Here is a 19,967-nt window from a genome sequence, read left to right on the forward strand (position 1 = left end):
ACCGCTTCCGCCGGTTGGCCCGAGACTATGAGCGATTGCCCGAAACCCTGGCTGGTCTGCATTTCGTCGTATTCGCCATGCTTATGCTTGTCCACTTCGCAGCCCTTAATACAAGTGCCTAACACGCTCTAAGATCTTACGGTCTTGGTCGCAACAGTTGGCCAAGCAGGTGAAACGAACCTTCCTTCCTGCATCATGCCGATACACTGCGGCTAAACTGCCCGGTCCCGGGAGCCATAACCGCCGGCGCCGCCATGTCGCAACCGGCTTCCGCAATCCGTACACCTTCGGCGAGAACCTCACCAAGCCAGTCGATAAAGAGACGAATCTTGCTTGGCAAATGGCGACTTGGATAAAACACGATGCTCACCGGCGCGTCGACGAGACCGCAATCAATCGGTATCTCAGCAAGCAGACCTTTCTCAATGTATGGCCAGAGAGCCAGCCGGTATGCCGAGACAATGCCGAGTCCTGAAACTGCACAGGAAATCATTGCCTCTGCATCGTCTACGATGATCCGGCTCTTCGTCGACACTGCTGCAATGACTCCGGCCGGCTCCCAGGGCTTCTGCGTGTTCCTGTCACCATGATTGAGTGCGACTGCATGGTGATCGTCCAGTTCGGCGACAGTGCGTGGCAATCCCTTGCGTCTCAGGTAAGACGGTGCCGCGCACAATGCATGAGACATTCGCGCAACCTCTTTCGCCACCACACGCGATTCGCGGATGGGTCCAATCCTGACGGTGCAGTCCATGGCCTCCTGGGCGAGACTGAACTGCTCATCCGATATGGCCAGTTCGATATCCAGCCCCGGGTACGCATCCAGCAGCGACGGCAATGCAGGTATGACCAACCCTCGCGCAAAGATTGCTGGCATGCCAACCTTGATCCGTCCCTCGGGACTCTGGGCCGCCGACATCGCCTCCTCATTCATGCTGTCCACCTGCTCCAGCACCCGGACACACGCCTCATAGTAAGTTTGCCCCTCGGGGTTGGACTGACACTCCTCGTAGTTCGGTTCAGCAACCTCACATTGGTCTGCTCCTCCAGGATCTGGACCATGCGGGAAACGGTTCCCGTGTTCAGATTCAGGGCCTCGGCAGCTTTCGTGAATCCGCGCGCGTCAACCACACGCACAAAGGCCCTCATGGCGTCAAAGCGATCCATATAAACTCCTCAGTTCAGCGAGAGAAAGAGAATATTTCTGTCTTCCCCATACTGCGTTACACCAGATCGCCAGGTAATACCGAACCCATTTCAGACTCAAACTGCCCCAGGCTAATCGGCGTCGCGTATGCGATAAAACAGGATGTCAGCCGCCTCATCCATCGTCGCCACGGCCCTGTGAGGGACGCCAAACGCTTTCGCAATCTCTCGCCCCCGCACCCGGGCCTTCTCGCGCAGGATCTCATCCGGCTCAACGACGACAAGAACCCGGCAAAGTCTCGCCACAACGGCCCTGTTCCTCACGAGCCACTGTCCTCTCTGCGCGTAGTCCTCCGCAGACTCATCCGAGATCGCTCCCCGGTAGACGATCGCAAAAGGATGGCCAAGCGCGATCAGTGCATCCATTTCAGATGTCCAACGCTTCCCGTAGCCAGTAACGATTGCCTCGTTATTCACTGTAACAACAGGAAACGCGCTGACGTCAAGCACGACAAAGTGGGAAGTGTCGAGACCGCTCATCGCTACTCCAGATCAGGGTGCCGCGCGGATTCGCCTGAAGCGCTCGCGCCACTGCTCACGAGTTCGCCACGCGTGGCAGCGCCGACCTTTGCAGCCTCTGGAGCAGGGGGAAAGCTCGTTTCCCACCCGCCCCCCAGAGCTTTGTAAAGGCCGACCAGTGCGAGTGATACGTCAGTAGTACTGGCAACCCTGGCTTGCTGCGTATCCAGCAGGTCGCGCTGGACGGTCAACACGTTGAGGAAATCCGTCGCACCCGCAACGTACTGACGACGTGCATTCTCAAGTGCCTCACTATCCTGCGCCTCCGTTGCATCAAGTTTCTCCTCCCGTGTCTGCCGTGTGTCATAGTCGCTCATGGCGTTATCGACCTCATGCCAGGCATTGAGCACGGTGCGCTGGTACTCGATCATTGCCTCGCGCTGTTGTGCCTTGCGCAGTTCGAGTTGCCCTTTGAGCCGGCCACCCTCGAAAAGCGGAACGCTCAGCGCCGGTCCTACCCCGAACATGCGCGAACTCCACTCGTCGAGGTCTCCGAAATGCATGGCCTGAAGACTCAGGTTCGCCGAGAGTGTGATCCGTGGGTAAAAGTCGCCAACGGCAACACCGATGTCCGCAGTTACCGCATGCAAATGTGCCTCTGCCTCGCGGATATCCGGCCGACGCTCTGCCAGTTGGGAGGGCAACCCCACTGGCACACGTGGCGGCACAGGGGGAATGGCGTGGACGGCGTCGAGTTCGCCCTCGAGCGTTCGCGGGGGTTCACCGAGCAGGAAACTCAGGGCATTGACGAGATGAACCCGCTGGTTTTCAAGCACCGGCAGGCGCGCTTCGATGCCGCTCACCTGCGCTGCTGCCTGCGCAGTCTCAAGGTGGGTTGCTACCCCGTCGGTAAAGCGGATCTGGGTGAGCTTCAGGCTTTGGCGTGCGATTTCGAGGTTTTGCTCAACGACCGCCTGTTGCGCCTGTACGCCCCTGAGCTGGATGTAATCGCTCGCCGTCTCGGCGATCGCCGAAAGCAGGACATCGCGCCTCAAATCGGCAGTTGCCTGTACCGACGCGTCGGCGGATTCGATCTCGCGACGCACGCGCCCCCAGAGGTCCAGTTCCCACGAGGCGTCGATCCCCGGCTGCCAGACGTTATAGTCATGCTGGCCATTCAGACCTGAAATGTCCACGAGCCCGTTCTGGCTCGAGCGCGAATGTTGATACGAAGCCGTTCCCTCGAGTGCGGGCATGGCGTCTGCCCCGGTCATGCGGCGGGCTGCTCGCGCCTGCATTAACCGTTGGGTGGCGACCTTGACATCGAGGTTTGCGCCCGCCACACGCTGAACAAGCGAAGAGAGTTCGGTGTCCGAGAATACGGTCCACCACTGCGCGTCGACATTGTCCGGGACAGCATGACTGTGCGCCGGCTCCGCCTCCTGTTTGACCTGCCGCGTCCACTGCGACGGCAACGCCGTCTGGGGCTCGTGATAGTCCGGACCAACCATGCAACCGGCTAACGTTGTCAGCAACACCGCGCCAGCCACTCGGGCAATATACGGGCTCATTGCTGAATGCCTCCCGTGTTACCCTGCCCACCCGAATCGCCCGTCTGGATGGTTACCTCGACTGACATGCCTACGCGAAGGCGTTCCAGTTCGGGTTGCCCGGGACGCAGCAGGATTTTCACCGGAACGCGCTGGACGATCTTGGTGAAGTTTCCCGTCGCGTTATCCGGTGCGATCGGGGCAAAGGTCACCCCCGTGGCAGGTGCCAGACTGTCGACCGTTCCGTGCAGCACAGCTCCGGGAAACGTATCGACATGGATATCGGCGGTCTGCCCACGCCGCACGGACGTCAGCTGCGTCTCCTGGAAATTGGCGACGACATAGGCCTTCTGCAATGGAACCACGGCAAGCATAGGGGTGCCTGCAGTCACGTATGCCCCAAGGCGCACCGAGCGCCGGCCAACCATGCCGTCAACTGGCGCAACGATACGCGTCCATGAAAGATTCAGGCGAGCCGTGTCGAGTGCCGCCGACGCCTGGCCCAGCGCCGCCTGGCCGCGATCCCTGACTGACTGCAGCACGGCGACCTGCTGCCGTGCGGCCTTGACAGTAGCCAGGTTGCGGGCAACATCTGCCTGCGCCGTATCGATGCGCGACTGCGCCTGTTGTGCGTTCTGTACGCTGCCGGCACCGCGGCTAGCCAGGTCCGTGTAGCGGCTGTAGTCCGCCCGGGCGAATGTGTAGTTCGCGTGGGCAGCCGCAAGCGCTGCATTCGCCTGATCAATGACAGACTGCTGCTGCACGATACTTGTTGACGCATTGTCGATAGCGGCTTTCGCCATGGCCACGTTCGCCTCTGCAGAAGCGACAGCGGCCCTGTAGTCCCTGTCGTCGATCTGCGCGAGGAGTTGTCCCTGATGGACAACCTGGTTGTCCTCCACCAGCAGCCCCGTGATCTGCCCGGCCACACGCGGTGCAACGACCGTGTAGTCGGCAGTCACATACGCGTCATTGGTGGCCTCTGATGACGAAGACCGACCAAAACCGGCAATTGCAGCCGATACGACAACCGCAGTCAGGATGGCGGCAGCGGCGATATACAGCTTTCGTTTTTTAATTGATTCGGACATGGCTAATAAAATCGTTCTCAGGTCGCACTACTTCGCGACGGCGCTGGGAGGATAGACACGGGGTGCGAGGAGCGGGATCAGCACGATGAGCGCAACCGCAATGAGTGCCATCAGCCGGAAGACATCCGCTGAAGCAAGAACCAGCGCCTGCTCACGTATCCGGTCGTCGAGAAGTGGCAGCAACGCCGGGTGCGAGAGTTCCGCCGCACGGGTCAATCCATCGTTCATCCCGGTCAGAGCCAGTGGCCGGTTGCCTAGCTGGTCAACGAGTACGTTGGAATGGAAATGCTCGCGCATGGTGAAGAACCCTTCGGTCACGCCAGTTCCCACTACCGATGCGAGCCCCTTGATCGTGTTAAACCAGGCGGAAGCAAACGGCCCCTCGGCGGGCGCCAGCCCGTTGGTCGCCAGTACGAGAATTGGAATCACCGACATCGGCTGGGCGAATATCTGGATGATCTGCAGGACGTAAAAGTTCTCGCGCGTCCAGTCCGATGTGAGATTGCTACCGATGCCGCACGTCAACACAATGAGGCCGATCCCCGTGGCAAGAATCCAGCGGCAGTCAATCGCACGTACGTTACACAAGGCCGCGACGATGGGAAGCGCCAGCAGTTGCGGCAGCGCTAAGCATAACGAAAGAGGCGCGCTTTGCAAGGGCCGATAACCCTTCACTTCCGCAAGGTAGGCCGCCGGGATACCGGCGACTGCAACAAAGATCAGCAGTACGCCACCAAGCGTAATCAACGCATGGGTCAGATTCATGCGCGCCAGCAACTGGATCTTGAAGAACGGCAACGGGTGAAACCATTCGTTCACCAGAAACAGCACGAGCAGGATCGCCGAAGCGACAAACAACAGGCAGATCAACGGAGAGTCCGTCCAACCCAGCCGCGTCCCCTGGCCCAGCGCCGCAATGAGCATTCCGACCGCAGGAAAGCCAAGGACCAGGCCGCGCCAATCGAACTGGCGGCATCGCTCGAGCCGCAGGGGATCCTGCGGAAGTCCCCATGCAATCATGAGTATCGACAGCAAGCCGAGGGGCGCGATCTCCCAGAACAGGAATCGCCAGCCAACGTATTCTGTCCACAATGCCGCGAGTGGTGTCCCAAGATTTGGCGCGAAGGTTGCCGTGAGCGCATAGGCACCAAGTCCGTAGATCTTGATTCCAGGAGGCAGAAATCGCAGCGCGACCGTCATCAGCATCGGTGGCAGACACCCTCCTGCGAATCCCTGCAATGCACGCAATGTGAAGAGTGCCGCAGTGGAAGGGGCAAATGGAAAAATGAGCCCCAGCACGGCAAAAACAGCGACCGCACCAATCGTAAAACGCCTGAGTGAAAACGTCGTCGCGCACCACGGCGCAAACATCATCGCCGTAACCTGGGTTACCTGATAGAGCGTGGACAGCCATGACGCATCGTCGTAACTGATCCCCATGGCGCCACGCACATCGGCCATCGCAATCTCGGTCACGTGATCGTTCAGTTGGGCGGTCACAACGGCCAGGAGAACCCCGCCCATGCCCACGAGAATTCGTGCACCAAATGCGGGTGGCGCGGCACCACCGGCTGGGGCGATCGGCGCGGACGCAGCCGGCGCGGGCGAAAGTGCGACGCTACTCACGTTCGCCTCCACGCCTGGCCCACGCATACGCAGCGTGTGGAGGCCACGACAGCGTCAACTGATATCGGAAAAGTCTTCACCGTTTCACCTTCCACAGACGACATCGAATGCGGTCAGTCTAGATACGGTGGAGCAATCCGAAAATTGAAATCTTTGCACTCCTGCCGTGCGTCTGGCGCACTTATCTAGAGAACATCATCGCGCCCGGTATAGCACCGGCCTCTCCGGAGCAGAGTTCGCGAACGATACGCCGGAGCCATTGATGCGCACTGTCGCTCTGAAATCGGGGATGCCATGCCTGAACCACCACCACCGTTTCCAGCGGAAGTGGCAGCTCAAAATGACGCGCCCGCACGCCCATCCGCCGTACGGCCCATGCAACGTGCTCGGGCACGGTCAGGATCAGGTCTGAACTCCCGAGCATGAAAACGCCAGAATGAAATGTGGGAGCCACCAGCGACACACGCCTGGAAAGACCAAGACGCTGCAGGGCGGCGTCAATCGGGCCGCTTGCACGTCCACGGCGGGAGACACTGATCTGGTCGTATCTCGCGAAACGTTCCGGGGTGATTTCGTGTTCGAATATGGGATGCTCATCGCGAGCCATCCCAACGAATTTCGTCGTGAAAAGCGACTGGACATGTACGTCCGTCCCCATCGGACGCATGGCGCTGATATACAGATCGACCTTGCCGTCCTCCAGCACCGTGTCTTCCGTTTCCCGCTCCGGCGAGAAACGCAACAGCACATGCGGCGCTTCGGCACATACCCGTTCCATCAACGCCTGACCGAATGCGCTAATGAAGACATCGTTCGCGTGCAGATTGAAATTCCGCTTGAGGGAGGACAGGTCAACCTCCCGCTCAGGCTCGAGCAGCCGGCGGGCGCCCTGCACCGCCTGACGGACCTGCTCGCGCAGTGCGAGTGCACGCGGCGTGGGCACCATCTTGCGCCCAACCTTCACAAAAATAGGGTCGTCAATGGTTTCACGAATGCGTGCCAGGGTGCGACTCATTGCGGGCGCGCTCAGATTCATACGGCGTGCCGCGGACACGACGGAACCCTCTTCGAGCAATACGTCGAGCGCGAACAGAAGATTAAGGTCAGGTGATTGCATGACGGCAAAGTATAGTTACTTCTATCAGCGCCTGCGTCGGACATATCGTGCGTCAGACGCACTGCACAAGTGCATCGCACGACATTTTCCGAAGTTCTCTCGACGGGCACAATCGAAGCTCCACTCCCCTTTCGCGTTCCGCCATGTTCTACGATCTGCTCATCCCGCTGGACGGAACTGCGCAGGCTGTCCGTGTTGTACAGCTTGCCGCACGGGCCGCCATTGCAGGCCAGTCCCGGTTGCACGTCATGTGTGTGGTCGATCCGGCCTATCTGACGTCTCCGGAGGATTCCCATGGCATTGAGCCCGACGGATTGACCTACCCTCGCGCGAATGAGCAATCGGAACGCGCCGGCCAGATTGTTGCGGGAGCCGTCGAGACGCTCAATCGCATGGGATTCGAAGTGGAAGGCCATCTCTTCGGCGGTGACCCGTTCGATGCGATCGTCAAAAACGCGACTCGCCTTCGCGCCGACCTGATCATCATGGGTCATCACCATCTATCGAGGCTGCAACGTCTGACTGCCCCGTCCACGGCAGACAAGGTCCTCGAGCGTGCACCCTGCCCGGTTCTTGTTGAAACATCCCCCGATTTGTAAGCCTGCGCAGCAGGCGCCGTGATCCTTCTCATCTGTGTGGAGTTATCTTTTCAGGAAGTAGACGTTATGACAGCGTTTGTCGTCGTGGAAATGGCGGATAAAGACAACAGGAAGCGAGAGCACTATAGCGCGGTCGCGGGGCCCTCCGTTGCCAGCCATGGCGGTCACGTACTCGCGCGCGGTCCCGCCGCATATCTACACATGGGGGACAATTTCACCCACGCGCTGATCATCCAGTTTCCGAGCGCGGAGGCGGCGCGCCAGTGGTACGACAGCCCGGAATACGCGGAGGCGCATGCAATCCGCAACGAAGCATTCGACAGCCGCTTTCTGCTAATCGGCTGAATTGGCGTCGGTATCATTTCAGCCATGGTGCGGACGGCGCTGACCTTGCAGGCCCGCTAGATGGTTCACCGCTGCCCTGCGGTATTGATGGCAGTCCAGATCAGTTCACGCAACCATTGATGCGACGGGTCGCGATGCAGGCGCTCGTGCCACAGCATGACCATCTCATATCCAGGAACGTCGACGGGCGCCTGTACCACCTTTAGTCCAGCATCAGCGCTGACCAGGCGCGAAGGCAGCATCGCCACCAGATCGGTGCGCGACAGCACGTCCCTGACGAAAGTGAAATGCGGCACCGAGAGCATGACGCGTCTGTGCAGGCCTGTTTGCGCCAACGCGGCATCGGTCACGCCCGCGAATCCGCCTCCGTCTGGCGACACGACGACATGATCGAGTTTGCAGAACTGCTCCACCGTGATACGTCGCTTGAGCCGCGGATGATCGGGCCGCCCGACAAGGACATAATGCTCCTTGAACAACGTCCTGCGGCGCAGCCCTTCAGGCGCCTCGTCGGCCGTGTGAAACGCAAGATCGAGCTCGCCAAATTCACATTGCCTTGCGATGAGCCGGGGCGCGACCTGCACAACGCTGAGTCGGGCGCTGGGTGCTGATTCGCGCAGCAGGGGAAGTGCGGGAAGCAGGACCGTCGCCTCGCTGTAATCTGTCGCCGCAATCTTCCAGGTAAGGATTGCGCTGGATGGGTCAAAAGGCTGCTGGGGTGACATGACCTCATTCAGTGCCTCAAGCGCCACGGCAAGCGGCTCCCGCAACGATTCCGCCCGCGCGGTGGGCCGCATACCGCGAGGCCCGGGCAACAGCAAAGGATCCTTGAACACGTCCCTGAGCTTTGCCAACTGAACGCTGACTGACGGCTGGGAAAGATGGAGCCGCTCTGCTGCGCGACTGACGTTGTGCTCCGCGAGCAACACGCTGAGCGTACGCAGGAGATTCAGGTCGAGATTTTTCAGATTGTCCACGGCTATAGCAGGTATCGCAGAAAGTCATTTCCAATATACCTGATCAATGATTAACCTGATTGCTCCACCATCAATGAGAAGAAAGATGAAAGTCCTTATCGTGTACGCCCATCCTGAGCCGACATCCCTCAACGGTGCACTGCGCGACGTCGCCGTCCAGGAGCTCGAAGCACAGGGACATGAGGTTCGCGTATCGGATCTGTATGCCATGAACTGGAGATCAGAGGTTAGCCGCTCCGATTTCCCGACGCTCGACCAGAATTCGCGCCTGCGCGTTGCCAATGCATCGACCCAGGGGTTCAATGCAAACGCCCTGACGGAAGATGTCCAGGCTGAACAGGAAAAGCTGCTCTGGGCGGACACGCTGATCCTGCAGTTTCCCCTCTGGTGGTTCACGATGCCTGCCATCCTCAAGGGATGGGTCGACCGTGTCTACGCATGTGGATTTGCGTATGGTACCGGCGAACATAGCGACAAGCGCTGGGGCGATCGCTACGGCGAGGGCAAACTCGAAGGGAAGCGTGCAATGCTCATCGTGACGGCCGGTGGCTGGGAGGAACATTATTCGCCCCGTGGCATCAACGGACCGATCGATGATCTGCTTTTCCCGATCAACCACGGCATCCTGTTTTATCCAGGCTACACCGTCCTCCCCCCCTTTGTGGCCTACCGGGTTGACCGTCTTGACGACGCAGGTTTCCTTGCTGTGTCCGACCGCCTGCGCGAGCGGATGCGAACGATTGCGACGACCGCACCGATCCCCTACCGTCGCCAGAACTTTGGCGACTATGTGATCCCAACGATGCAGCTGCGCCCCGAACTGGAAGCACCCGGCGCCACCGGCTTCTCCATCCATCAAGGAGAAGCCGCCTAGTGCCTGCAAAAAGTACCTGACGCCGCAACCAGGAACTTGTCCGGTTTAGCCACACGGGCAGGTTCTTTGGTCAAAGACAGCGGATAGGCGAGTTCACGTAGGTGGCAAGTGCCTTCGAATACCCATCAACACGTATGAACACTGTCTACGCAGGGTCCACTCCATTCGCCGTCGTGTCCAGCGCACTTTTCCGATTCGACTTACTCCCCCCTTGATATGAGTCCGTTCAGGATCGTTTTCGCAGCCGCCGTCGTACTTGGCTCCATGTTTCTCAGTTCCTGCTCCGCCACGAACAAATCAGCTTCTCCAACAAGCGACGATTCCACACATAACGCTGCGCTCTTACGCTATGTGCGCGGATATTGATCGGTGAATAACTTAGCTCGCATGCGTTCGTCCTGTACGACCCGAATGGGACATAGCGCTGGCACAAAGAGCAAAGTGCGCGCTGGTCAGATTTCCTCCAGCAAGCGACCTTGAGTAGCTCACGTTCATTGTCCTTCTCAACTGCATACAACCGCTGTCTGCCATAGAGGGTCACCTCGACGGGCGTCGCCGTTTCCTCGACCGCCACCACGCAACAGGTCATTTTCTGGCTTCTGGCCCGCAGTTACCACGGACTGGCGGTGTGATCCTTGCTAATGCTGCGAGCCGGAAGGAACTCTGCGACGTACTCATGGAAGATCCCTTCTATCAGGAGCACGTTGTGATCTATCGGGTTATCGAATTTGAGCCCACTAAATTTTGTACGACGCTAGAGCCGCTTCTTGCTACACCGCCCGTGGAATCAATGACGACGTAGAAGGAGCGGCGATCCACGCAGACCTCTGTGCACTGGGCTTCACCGGCTCCTATGACCGGGTCGCGGCATTTGCCCGACGCTGGCGACAGGAACAACACGAGCAGGCGAAGACGACCGGACGCGGAACGTTCGTTCCCCTCCGGTTTGCTGCAGGCGAAGCGTTCCAGTTCGACTGGAGCGAGGACTGGGCGGTCATCAACGGCGAGCGTACCAAGCTGCAGGTCGCGCAACTCAAGCTCAGCCACAGTCGGGCCTTCTTCCTGCGGGCCTACCTGCTGCAGACTCACGAGATGCTGTTCGACGCGCATCATCACGCGTTCGTCGCCTGGGGCGGCATTCCACGCCGCGGCATCTACGACAACATGAAGACCGCCGTCGACCGGGTGCGTCCTGGCAAGGTGCGCGAGGTCAACGCGCGGTTCAGCGCGATGGTAAGCTGCACGGTATGGCACAGGCGTTAGGCGAGCTCGCCGCGCAGGACTCGCCGGCCTACAAGTCAGCTTCGCTCGTGCTCGCCGGGTTGCTCAAGGCCGAAATCGCTGAGCGCGAGGTGCGGTCACTTGCGTATGGGACGGTGGCGCTTCGGCGTCTTGTTACCAGTCGGAAGAGCCAGTTCAGGTGGCGTAGCCCATCGGAAAATCCGTACATCATGCGCGACAAGACACGCAGCACCATCGAATCGCGCTATGCCGATGTCGCCTTTGCTATGAGCAACGCTTGAATGGAGAGCCGGATGCGCTGAGAGGTGCAAGTCCGGTTCGGGGAGGAGAGGCCGGGAGATAGCTCGACTACGCCCGGTCTCTTACTCCACTCAGGACCGGCGAAGGCTGGCTGTATCTTGCGGCGATTCTCGATCTGGGGAGTCGGGGCATAGTGGGCTGGTCAATGTCCGAACGCATCGACGCCGAGCTGGTTTGCCAGGCACTTCGCAGCGCGTGCTGGCAACGCAAACCGGCACCGGGACTGCTATTACACTCCGACAGAGGGGGCCCAATACGCAAGCCGGGCATACCGGAAACTGGCCGCCGGATTCAAGGCAACGATCTCCATGAGCCGTCGTGCCAATGCGTGGGACAACGCCCCGATGGAAAGCTTCTTCAAGACCCTGAAAGTCGAGAGAATCTATCAGGTTCACTACGAAACGCGAGCACAGGCTCGTCTTGATATCGTCGACTGGATCGAGGGCTATTACAATCGAGAGCGCCTGCACACCTCGATAGGGTTTCTTACTCCCGTCGACTTCGAGGCCGCGTTGATCGCTGCATGATCTGCTGTACGTGGAAATGAGGCAGGGTCATTGAACCGGTGGATGCAATAGTTTGCTGGAACCGTTCGGCGGGCGTTTCGTAGTTCAGGGTGTTTCTTGGACGCTCGTTCAATCGCCTGGCCACAGCGTTGAGTTTGACCTGCGAATACACGGACAGATCGGTGCCTTTAGGGAAGTACTGTCTTAACGGCCCGTTCGTGTTTTCATTTGATCCGCGTTGCCATGGATGCTGGGGATCGCAGAAGTAGACCTGTATGTCGGTAGCCACGGTAAAGCGTTTGTGTGCGGCCATCTCTGTTCCCCGATCCCATGTCAGCGACTTGGAGCTCCTGCGGCAGTTTTAAAGCGTGTTTGATGAGTGCATTGGCGACCGTTTCGCTATCCTTGCTCGCTATCCTGACCAGCATAACGTAACGCGTCTGGCGCTCGACGAGCGTCGCGATCTGGCTGCTGCCGCTACCGCACAGCGGATCACCTTCCCAGTGGCCCGGTACTGCACGATCTTCAACGCTCGCGGGGCGTTCACTGATCGATACGGTGTCCTTTATAGACCGACAGGTTGTAGCCCCGCTTCAAGGCCTCCTCGATGGTGTGCCTTCCGGTCGGCCCGGTCGCACCGAACAGCGCAATGGTTTTTATCCCGGCCATGGATGTCACGCAGCCTTCGCCAACAAGGCTTTGATGGCCGTTTCGGTGTTGGCGACGGCGGCCTTCGCCGCATCGGGACCCAACACCGTGCCTTCGACACGCACCACTTCAACGTCGGTCAGGCCGATGAAACCGAGCAGGTGCAGCAGATAGTTGGTCTGAAAGTCGAACGGTGCCCAGGCACCCTCCGAGAACACGCCGCCGGCAGCGGTTACGAGATAGACCTTTTTGCCGGTCAGCAGCCCCTTCGGCCCAGTCTCGCCGTAGCCGAAGGTGACGCGCGGCCAGGTGACGTGATCGAACCACGCCTTGAGCTGCGAGGACGGACCGAAGTTGATCATGCCCGAACCGAGCACGATCACGTCGGCGAGCTTCAACTCGTCGACCAGATCTTGCGCGACCTTAACTGCCTCGACCTGTTCCGGCGTGCGATCTTCGGGCGACGTGATCCGGCCCTGGATGTAGGCCGGCGTGATGTGCGGCGGCGGATTCGCGGTCAGGTCGCGCACGGTCAGCGGGCCGCCCGAACGGGTCTGGATGCCTTCGGCGATTTCGGTGGCGAAACGGGTGGACAGGCTGTCAGTCCCGCGCGGGCTGGAGGTAACAAGCAGGGTGTGGCTCATGACGACTCCTAGGTATAAAATAAGAACTAAGTCAGATATTGATTCTGCCTTACCTATGCATACGAAGGATGGTATGGTTCCTACCGCTTCCCCACAAGAAGGCACACGCATGTCACTTAGTCACATCGTGCTACCCGTCGATATGCCTGCACCTGACGCTGGCGGCTGCCTGGCAACCCGCGAAATCCTGGATCGCATCGGCGACAAGTGGAGCCTCTACATTGTCGCTACGTTGGCCAATGGTCCGCGACGCTTCAATGAATTGAAACGTGGCATCGACGGCATTTCCCAGCGGATGCTGACACTGACCTTGCGCAGACTGGAACGCGACGGACTGATAACGCGAACGATGTATCCAACGATTCCTCCGCGTGTCGATTACGAACTCACTGACATGGGAAGAACGCTGTTGAAGCCTGTCATGGCGTTGGTCAACTGGGCGAGCGAGAATCAAGTTGCCATTGCCGAGGCGCATAAACGTTTTGACGAGGAGCTGGAGCCGGATCAGGTCCTGATTCAAGGCGTCGTCTACCAGCGTCGATAAACGAGCCTGGGCTGTAGGCTTGTGCAAACACAGCGACGAATCCAACTGACGGCTTGCGCTGGGACCTGTCCCATTGCCGATCTCTCTTGGGTGCGCAGGCGCTGCATTTTCCGATCTATCCGACCAGGAGTCGGCCATGGCCGATCAAGAAAGTCGCATGGCATGACTTGGATGTCCGTTCCCTGAGCCAAACGGGACGCCTCGACGTCACGCCGTCGACGCAGACCGATGACGCTTCATGGCCGATTGGGTGAGGTCGCCAACGGCCGCTTAGTGGCACTCCAGTTTGCAAAATCTGGATTGGGCTGACTGACCGGTTTGGAGCAAGTTGTCTGACCGGAGTCGGTCGATATCGGAAGTTCGCCAAGGGCGGCGAGGCGCGGCCGTGTCGCCTCAGCGCCAGTCTTTTGGCACCGGGCCGGGTCAGCCGCGGTGAATGATATGAACGCCTCCCACCCATCGCGATGTGTCGCGTCGGCAGCACGTCAATGGCCGGCGGCCGCTACGGAATAGTTCGGTGTTCATATTGGTCAACTCTGCCGGAGGATCCATCATGACGCATACGATCGTGGGTGTGGACATCGCAAAGAACGTAATGCAGGTGCATTGGGTGGATCCGGAAACCGGCGAGATCGTGAACAGACCTATCAAGCGGGCTGCGTTTCTCGAATATTTCGCGAATCGCAAGCCTTGTCTCATCGGGATGGAATCCTGCTGCGGATCCCAACACTGGGCGCGGCGTTTGATCGAAATGGGCCACCAGGTGAAGTTGATGCCAGCGAAATTCGTCAAGGCGTTCAACATCCGAAACAAGAACGACGCGGCCGATGCACGCGCCATCTGGATGGCGGCGCAGATAGCGAGCAAGGAAGTTGCTGTAAAGACCGAGGCCCAGCAGGCAGTGCTCGCATTGCATCGTATGCGGCAGCAACTAGTGAAGTTCCGAACGATGCAGATCAACAGCCTCCGTGGATTGCTCACTGAATACGGCGAGGTGATGGGCGTCGGTCGGGCGGCGTTGGACAAATCGATCGTGGGAGTTCTGGAAAGGTTGTCGCGACGCTTGCCAGCGATCTTGATCGAGACGTTGCGTGAACAATGGAAGGGTCTGGATAACCTGGACCGGCAGATCTGTCAGATCGAGCGCCGTTTGCACGTGTGGATGAAGGATGACCAGTCTGCTAAAGCAATTTCGGCAATTCCGGGCGTAGGTGTGCTAACAGCAACCGCTGCGGTGGCTACGATGGGACATGCCAAAGCGTTCAGATCCGGCCGCGAGTTCGCTGCGTGGCTCGGTCTCGTACCGAAACAGACGGGTTCTGGAGGAAAAGTCGAGCTGCAGGGAATAAGTAAGCGAGGTGACACCTATCTCAGGACTTTGCTCGTCCACGGCGCTAGGAGCATTGTCTATCGCGTGAAGGAGCCAGGTCCATGGGTAGTGCAGATGAAAGAGCGGCGTCCGTTGAACGTAGTCATCGTGGCGATGGCTAACAAGCTTGCCCGAATAATCTGGGCAATGCTGGCGCATCAACGGCCTTACCGGATGGACTACGAAAGCGTTAAACCAGCCTGATTTCTCTGCTCTGGCGCAGGTTGTGCCGAAAGGGATGGAACGTCAAAAGTTGCGGCGGCATTCGAGTGTGATGACAAGACAGGTAGGACCTGGGACTCACAAAGCCTGAAAAAGTGTCTGAGCTTAACAAGCTCGCGCGGTGAATGAGGCGTGAGTCTGCGGATTTCATAGGGGCCCGCAGCGAATCAGGCTGCAACAAGGCCGAATGTAGAGCTGCAGCCCATCCTGTTCGTCAACACCTTGGAGACCTGGCGCAAAGGGGGGCGTTCATGTAGACACTTTTATCATCGCAAAGGTGTCACTTTTATTGCGGACCACGGGTCCGTCGCGTTCTCTTTCCGTCCAGCGCAACTCCTACCCGTGCAGTTGACCGAAAGGACGACACACGCCAGCGAATGGGGAGGCTATCCGCGGCGCGGCAGAACAATTCTTGCTCTTCACCGCTTCGGTCTTTCGCCATCCGGGGCCCTCCGATGCAAATAGGCGCCGGCGATCCATACCTCCGGCGTCATCGATGAACACTACCGACGTATTGACGGCAGGATCGAGCTTTCATGCCGACTTCTATGAATATGATGGGTCGCTGATCCGCCGCGTCGCGGATTCCGTGGAAGAAGGACTGAACGCCGCCGGCAGTCCGATCCTGATTGCAACGGAGCCGCATTTGCCGCTCTACGGGCGCACTCGGGCGTTCGTAGCGTGACATCTTTTTGCAATCCTTCCCGAAATTTTCTTCACGATGGACGTCGTCTCTTAAGCATCCCTTAAGCTGAGAGGCTATACCTCACGCAATAATTTGTACTATTCAGTTAACTGTTACGTCACCGAATCCCTTTCCCCGCCGTAGTTTCATCCCCGAAGATTCACGGCTTGTGCTGGCGCAAACCGGCACTTTTTAACGCGCTTTCGCGTCCTAATTTCGACGCGAACTACGTCTCTCAGGTTCTGTTTTGGCTCGCTCCACGCAGAACTTTTGGCCGCATATCAGCGGCCATTTTTTTCTTTGAAGAGATCGCGAGCGCGCCACGCCGACGAGGTCGACAAAGCCTCGCCGTTGAGCTTGGCTTGACTGACGCCGTCGGGACGCGAAGAGCATAAGATGGCACCACTCGGAGTTTCCGCACTACAGTGATGCGTGTGCGTGCCGATAACATGATGAGGTAATCACGGCTTCATCCGGCATGCGTCCTCTTCCACGGAAAATATACCGACACGTAGGGATTTTAATTGCGACGGTGCTCGCGACGGTCTTTGCATTATCCTGCGCCTGGGAATTCAAGCTCGAGGTTAGGATGATGCATGCGCTTGGCATCGACTACGAGCAATCTTTTGAGTCCGCCGAGCGGTGGCGCTTCATCCTGACGTCAACGGCATTCGCCGCCATCGCGCTGATCATCCCCTCAATCTGGCTGGGTAGGTCATTGCGCATCCAGAAAGACGGATATCTGGCTTTACGACGCGAGCAGGCGTTAAGCAATGAGCTCGCAAGACACGATCCACTTACGGGGCTGCTTAATCGGCGCGTATTCCATGAGCAACTAGCTGCCGCGCTAGAGAGGACGCCTTGCACTGCTGCCATTTTTCTTATCGACCTCGACAGGTTCAAAAGCATTAACGACAGCCATGGCCATGCGGTTGGCGACAAGGTGCTATGTGAGGTTGCGCAGCGCCTCAGCGATATCGGGCTTCAATCGAAGACTTGTGTGGCCCGAATTGGCGGGGACGAATTCGCGTTACTCGTCGACGACGATAACAAGCGGAGACTCTCTGCGTTAGCAAAGCGTATCCTGACCAGCCTTTTTACCCCACTAGAATCGCTGACAAACAAGATCGTGGTAGGTGCGACCATCGGGATAAGTATCGCGCCTATCGATGCCGTGCACCCCGACACGCTCATGCATTGTGCTGACCATGCGATGTACCGGGGAAAGAGAGCCGGACGCGCTATGTTTCACTTCTATGATCCGAGTTACGAGGACGCCGAGAAGCCTGATAGCGAGTTTGAAAGCGATCTCATACTTGCGCTGAAACTAGGCCGGATAGAACCGTTTTTTCAGCCAGTCGTCAACCTGCCTGGCCGAATAGTCGTTGGGTTCGAGATCCTGGCCCGTTGGCGTTGTCCTCATCGTGGCCTCCAGATGCCGACGGAATTTGTTCCCGTCCTCGATCGCCTCGGCCTCATCCCGGAAATGACGTTTCTGTTGTTAAAACGGTCAATCGTCTGCGCGGCGCAATGGCCTGATGAGCTGGTACTTGCAATCAACGTCACGGCGTCGATGCTCGAAGATGCGGGTTTCGCAGACCGGCTGTATGACGAAATTATCGAGTTTGGATTTGCGCCGGCCAGGCTGGAAATTGAAATTACGGAACACGCGCTTGTATCCAAGCTCTCGGTGGTCCGGGACAACCTTTTGAAGCTGCGGTCATGGGGCATAAGTGTTGCGCTCGACGATTTCGGGACCGGCTATTCCGGGATCTATCACCTGACTCACCTTGCGATCGACAAGATCAAGGTCGACCGCTCGTTCCTCGACTGGAAGATAGCCGGACACGAAAAAATTGTGTCTGCAGTCCTGGGACTTGCGAGTAGCCTGCAAATCAAGACAACCGCTGAAGGTGTCGAGGACGAAGACGTGTTTCGGTGGCTTTGCACCCAGCCCTGCGATTTCGCGCAGGGGTATCTGTTCGGTAAACCGATGCCGGCGAACGACGTCTCGGCTCTGTTCCAGAACTGCGGCGATGTCCCGGATCCGCAGCGCGAAAAAAGTGCGAATGTCAAGCTGCAGGCATAGCATCCCGGTCTTACGAACCGTGGCGAAACACGCGTAGCAATACCGGCAATGCTATCGTCCACACGTCCGAAACGCGACGCAAGTCATCTCTCTCAGGTTCTGCTCAGGCTTGCTCGATGCAGAACTTTTGGCCGCCATTCGCGGCGTTTTTTTTTGAGCGAGACGAGCAGTAACAAACTGCTGGTCGCGAAGAAGACCACCCGCATGCCGAAGTGAGCGCCGGCAAAGCTGCCGACGAATGGACCAACTACCTGCCCGGCGAACTGAAATGACAGCGAATACCGAGCAAGCGTCGTCCTTCATACAGCCGTATTGATACCGAGTATGAGAAACTTCATAGGACCTCGCTCCGCGTCGATGCCTTCGAGCCGTTTCCAATCCGGCCGCACTACATCGCTTCTTCGGGCAGGCATGCGCAATGCGACCAGCCTTGTCACGCCTCTGACTTACCTACGGAAGTCGCAGGAGACTCCATGCACACAGTGCCTGACATTCGCCGCTCCAGCGGCGCGAGCATGCAGCCCAAGCGCCGGCTTGGCAATTGGATGCCGCAACAGGAAGAAGCTGCCGTGGCATTCCGGCGCAGGCTCGCGCAAGCGGCGCGCGAGCGCGGCCGAAGCGAGCCGATGACGGGCGTCGTGCGCGAGCTTCAGGCGCTGGTTGAGGGCGATAGCGTGCTGCGCATGAATCTCTCGCGAGCAATCGACGAAGCGCTTGCCGCGGGCTTCGAAACCGCTTACGCCAATTTCGACGAATTGATTTGCATCGTCGATTATCTGATGGGCTACGCACCGCCGTTTAACGCCACCGTGCCAGTCGCCACGCCACTCAATCTGGTGCTCGACTGGCCAATGTGCATGCCGTCGGGCTACGCGGTGTTTCGCGACCCCGCCTTCAATGCACAACTGCGCAAGCTCCTCACACATTGGTGCGGCTTTTTGAGCGGTCCGCATTCGCGCACCCATCTCACGACCGCCGAACCCGACGGATGGTTCAGCGAGCGCGCGCAGCACAAAATGCAGCTCTCCGATTATCTCTGCGATCGCACGCAACTGCATTGGGGGTTTGCATCGTGGAACGACTTTTTCACGCGGCGTTTGCGCGATGACGCAAGGCCCGTCCATGAGCCGTCCAATCCCGCCGTGATCGTCAACGCCTGCGAAGCGTCGCCTTATGACGTGAGCGAGGACTGCCGGCTGCACGATCGCTTCTGGATCAAGGCGCAGCCGTATTCGCTACGCGAAATTCTCGCGGGGACGGATCGAAACGTGGTCGAGCGGTTCGTCGGCGGCAGCGTCTATCAGGGCTACCTTAGCGCCTTCAACTACCACCGTTGGCATGCCCCGGTCGCGGGGACAATTCGCGAAGCGTACAACGTAGATGGCACTTATTATTCGGAACTCGAACGCGAAGGAACCGATGCACGCGGACTGAACGATTCGCAGGGCTACACCACCGCCACCGCGGCACGCGCGATCATCGTGATCGAAACCGACGAGCCCGCGCTTGGCAACATCGCTTGCGCGTTCGTCGGTATGGCCGAAGTATCGTCGTGCCGCATCGCCGTCACACCAGGACAGCATGTGGTTAAGGGAAGCGAACTTGGCTTTTTTCAATATGGTGGTAGCACCTACTGCCTGATCTTTGAACCAGACGTGATCCGGTCGTTCGAGCCCGGTCCGCCCTTTCGGGATGACTCACCACCACTGAAAGTGAACTCCCTTCTCGCGCATGCGAGGCCGTAGGCAATTTTGCAGGGACGTGACCGCATAGTCAGCCAACGCCACAGGCTCCTCGGACGCACGAGATCATCGGTGACATTGAACACGCAGCGCGGGACACCAAAAAGCCCTGAGCGCTTGTAGTTGGTGAGG

At 58.7% G+C, this 19,967-nt stretch carries 19 protein-coding genes and 5 pseudogenes; 13 read left to right on the forward strand and 11 right to left on the reverse strand.

What is annotated here, in order from left to right:
* Window positions 1-122, forward strand: a pseudogene (locus tag SB764_RS36950) (IS5/IS1182 family transposase); the annotation flags it as partial.
* Between the two features lie 71 nt (window positions 123-193).
* Here SB764_RS36950 and SB764_RS36955 read toward each other — a convergent pair.
* The 7 genes from SB764_RS36955 to SB764_RS36985 form a co-directional block, all read right to left on the reverse strand.
* Window positions 194-934 carry a LysR substrate-binding domain-containing protein gene (locus SB764_RS36955; protein ID WP_410866316.1) on the reverse strand — a complete coding sequence of 247 codons (741 nt, stop codon included), beginning with the start codon at window positions 932-934 and terminating at the stop codon, window positions 194-196.
* On the reverse strand, window positions 931-1,167 hold the full coding sequence (locus SB764_RS36960) for a LysR family transcriptional regulator (protein WP_410866317.1): 237 nt from the start codon (window positions 1,165-1,167) through the stop codon (window positions 931-933). Before SB764_RS36960 ends, SB764_RS36955 begins: the two co-directional genes overlap by 4 nt.
* Before the next feature lie 111 nt (window positions 1,168-1,278).
* Window positions 1,279-1,686: a hypothetical protein gene (locus tag SB764_RS36965; RefSeq protein WP_074987869.1), complete on the reverse strand. Its 408-nt coding sequence runs from the start codon at window positions 1,684-1,686 to the stop codon at window positions 1,279-1,281.
* Between the two features lie 2 nt (window positions 1,687-1,688).
* Window positions 1,689-3,236 carry an efflux transporter outer membrane subunit gene (locus tag SB764_RS36970; RefSeq protein ID WP_410866318.1) on the reverse strand — a complete coding sequence of 516 codons (1,548 nt, stop codon included), beginning with the start codon at window positions 3,234-3,236 and terminating at the stop codon, window positions 1,689-1,691.
* Window positions 3,233-4,306 carry an HlyD family secretion protein gene (locus SB764_RS36975; RefSeq protein WP_410866319.1) on the reverse strand — a complete coding sequence of 358 codons (1,074 nt, stop codon included), beginning with the start codon at window positions 4,304-4,306 and terminating at the stop codon, window positions 3,233-3,235. Before SB764_RS36975 ends, SB764_RS36970 begins: the two co-directional genes overlap by 4 nt.
* A gap of 27 nt (window positions 4,307-4,333) precedes the next feature.
* Window positions 4,334-5,932 (reverse strand): MFS transporter, encoded by a 1,599-nt coding sequence (locus tag SB764_RS36980; protein WP_410866320.1) that lies wholly within the window; start codon window positions 5,930-5,932, stop codon window positions 4,334-4,336.
* 181 nt (window positions 5,933-6,113) lie between these two features.
* Window positions 6,114-7,049 carry a LysR family transcriptional regulator gene (locus SB764_RS36985; protein WP_110388927.1) on the reverse strand — a complete coding sequence of 312 codons (936 nt, stop codon included), beginning with the start codon at window positions 7,047-7,049 and terminating at the stop codon, window positions 6,114-6,116.
* 143 nt (window positions 7,050-7,192) lie between these two features.
* On the opposite strand from SB764_RS36985, the gene SB764_RS36990 reads away from it, so the two are divergent.
* A complete protein-coding gene (locus SB764_RS36990) occupies window positions 7,193-7,648 on the forward strand; it encodes a universal stress protein (RefSeq protein ID WP_410866321.1) in 456 nt (151 codons plus the stop codon).
* Between the two features lie 18 nt (window positions 7,649-7,666).
* A complete protein-coding gene (locus SB764_RS36995; protein WP_124263405.1) occupies window positions 7,667-7,993 on the forward strand; it encodes a DUF1330 domain-containing protein in 327 nt (108 codons plus the stop codon).
* 65 nt (window positions 7,994-8,058) lie between these two features.
* Here the strand turns inward: SB764_RS36995 and SB764_RS37000 are convergent, their stop codons facing one another.
* Window positions 8,059-8,970, reverse strand: coding sequence for a LysR family transcriptional regulator (locus tag SB764_RS37000; protein ID WP_410866322.1), 912 nt, complete (start codon window positions 8,968-8,970; stop codon window positions 8,059-8,061).
* 85 nt (window positions 8,971-9,055) lie between these two features.
* Here SB764_RS37000 and SB764_RS37005 point away from each other — a divergent pair, with 85 nt between their 5' ends.
* From SB764_RS37005 to SB764_RS37025, 5 genes and pseudogenes are all read left to right on the forward strand, one after another.
* Complete coding sequence (locus tag SB764_RS37005) at window positions 9,056-9,844, forward strand: NAD(P)H-dependent oxidoreductase (protein ID WP_410866323.1); 789 nt, start codon at window positions 9,056-9,058, stop codon at window positions 9,842-9,844.
* Between the two features lie 529 nt (window positions 9,845-10,373).
* Window positions 10,374-10,646 carry a YciI family protein gene (locus SB764_RS37010; RefSeq protein WP_410866335.1) on the forward strand — a complete coding sequence of 91 codons (273 nt, stop codon included), beginning with the start codon at window positions 10,374-10,376 and terminating at the stop codon, window positions 10,644-10,646.
* An 11-nt stretch (window positions 10,647-10,657) separates the two neighbouring features.
* Window positions 10,658-11,083, forward strand: a pseudogene (locus SB764_RS37015) (IS21 family transposase); the annotation flags it as partial.
* Between the two features lie 8 nt (window positions 11,084-11,091).
* Window positions 11,092-11,214, forward strand: a pseudogene (locus tag SB764_RS37020) (ATP-binding protein); the annotation flags it as partial.
* 236 nt (window positions 11,215-11,450) lie between these two features.
* Window positions 11,451-11,913, forward strand: a pseudogene (locus SB764_RS37025) (IS3 family transposase); the annotation flags it as partial.
* Here the strand turns inward: SB764_RS37025 and SB764_RS37030 are convergent.
* The 3 genes and pseudogenes from SB764_RS37030 to SB764_RS37040 form a co-directional block, all read right to left on the reverse strand.
* A pseudogene (locus SB764_RS37030) lies at window positions 11,873-12,461 on the reverse strand (IS30 family transposase); the annotation flags it as partial. The pseudogenes SB764_RS37025 and SB764_RS37030 overlap by 41 nt on opposite strands.
* Entirely contained in the window at window positions 12,436-12,570 is a 135-nt protein-coding gene (locus SB764_RS37035; RefSeq protein ID WP_260696539.1) for a hypothetical protein, read from the reverse strand. The gene SB764_RS37035 and the pseudogene SB764_RS37030, both read right to left, overlap by 26 nt.
* The gene (locus tag SB764_RS37040; protein WP_074987734.1) at window positions 12,567-13,184 is read right to left on the reverse strand and encodes an FMN-dependent NADH-azoreductase; all 618 of its coding nucleotides are present in this window, start codon (window positions 13,182-13,184) and stop codon (window positions 12,567-12,569) included. Before SB764_RS37040 ends, SB764_RS37035 begins: the two co-directional genes overlap by 4 nt.
* A 109-nt stretch (window positions 13,185-13,293) precedes the next feature.
* On the opposite strand from SB764_RS37040, the gene SB764_RS37045 reads away from it, so the two are divergent.
* From SB764_RS37045 to SB764_RS37065, 5 genes are all read left to right on the forward strand, one after another.
* Window positions 13,294-13,728: a winged helix-turn-helix transcriptional regulator gene (locus SB764_RS37045; protein WP_074987733.1), complete on the forward strand. Its 435-nt coding sequence runs from the start codon at window positions 13,294-13,296 to the stop codon at window positions 13,726-13,728.
* A gap of 553 nt (window positions 13,729-14,281) precedes the next feature.
* The gene (locus SB764_RS37050; protein ID WP_410866324.1) at window positions 14,282-15,301 is read left to right on the forward strand and encodes an IS110 family transposase; all 1,020 of its coding nucleotides are present in this window, start codon (window positions 14,282-14,284) and stop codon (window positions 15,299-15,301) included.
* A gap of 514 nt (window positions 15,302-15,815) precedes the next feature.
* Window positions 15,816-16,004 carry a hypothetical protein gene (locus tag SB764_RS37055; protein ID WP_080180867.1) on the forward strand — a complete coding sequence of 63 codons (189 nt, stop codon included), beginning with the start codon at window positions 15,816-15,818 and terminating at the stop codon, window positions 16,002-16,004.
* Between the two features lie 589 nt (window positions 16,005-16,593).
* The gene (locus SB764_RS37060) at window positions 16,594-18,093 is read left to right on the forward strand and encodes a putative bifunctional diguanylate cyclase/phosphodiesterase (RefSeq protein ID WP_410866325.1); all 1,500 of its coding nucleotides are present in this window, start codon (window positions 16,594-16,596) and stop codon (window positions 18,091-18,093) included.
* Window positions 18,094-18,566: 473 nt separating this feature from the next.
* Window positions 18,567-19,838 carry a phosphatidylserine decarboxylase family protein gene (locus SB764_RS37065; RefSeq protein ID WP_410866326.1) on the forward strand — a complete coding sequence of 424 codons (1,272 nt, stop codon included), beginning with the start codon at window positions 18,567-18,569 and terminating at the stop codon, window positions 19,836-19,838.
* Window positions 19,839-19,967: the final 129 nt, after the last annotated feature.

This window comes from Paraburkholderia sp. SIMBA_027, from assembly GCF_046535315.1.
GTDB classification, from domain to species: Bacteria; Pseudomonadota; Gammaproteobacteria; order Burkholderiales; family Burkholderiaceae; genus Paraburkholderia; species Paraburkholderia tropica.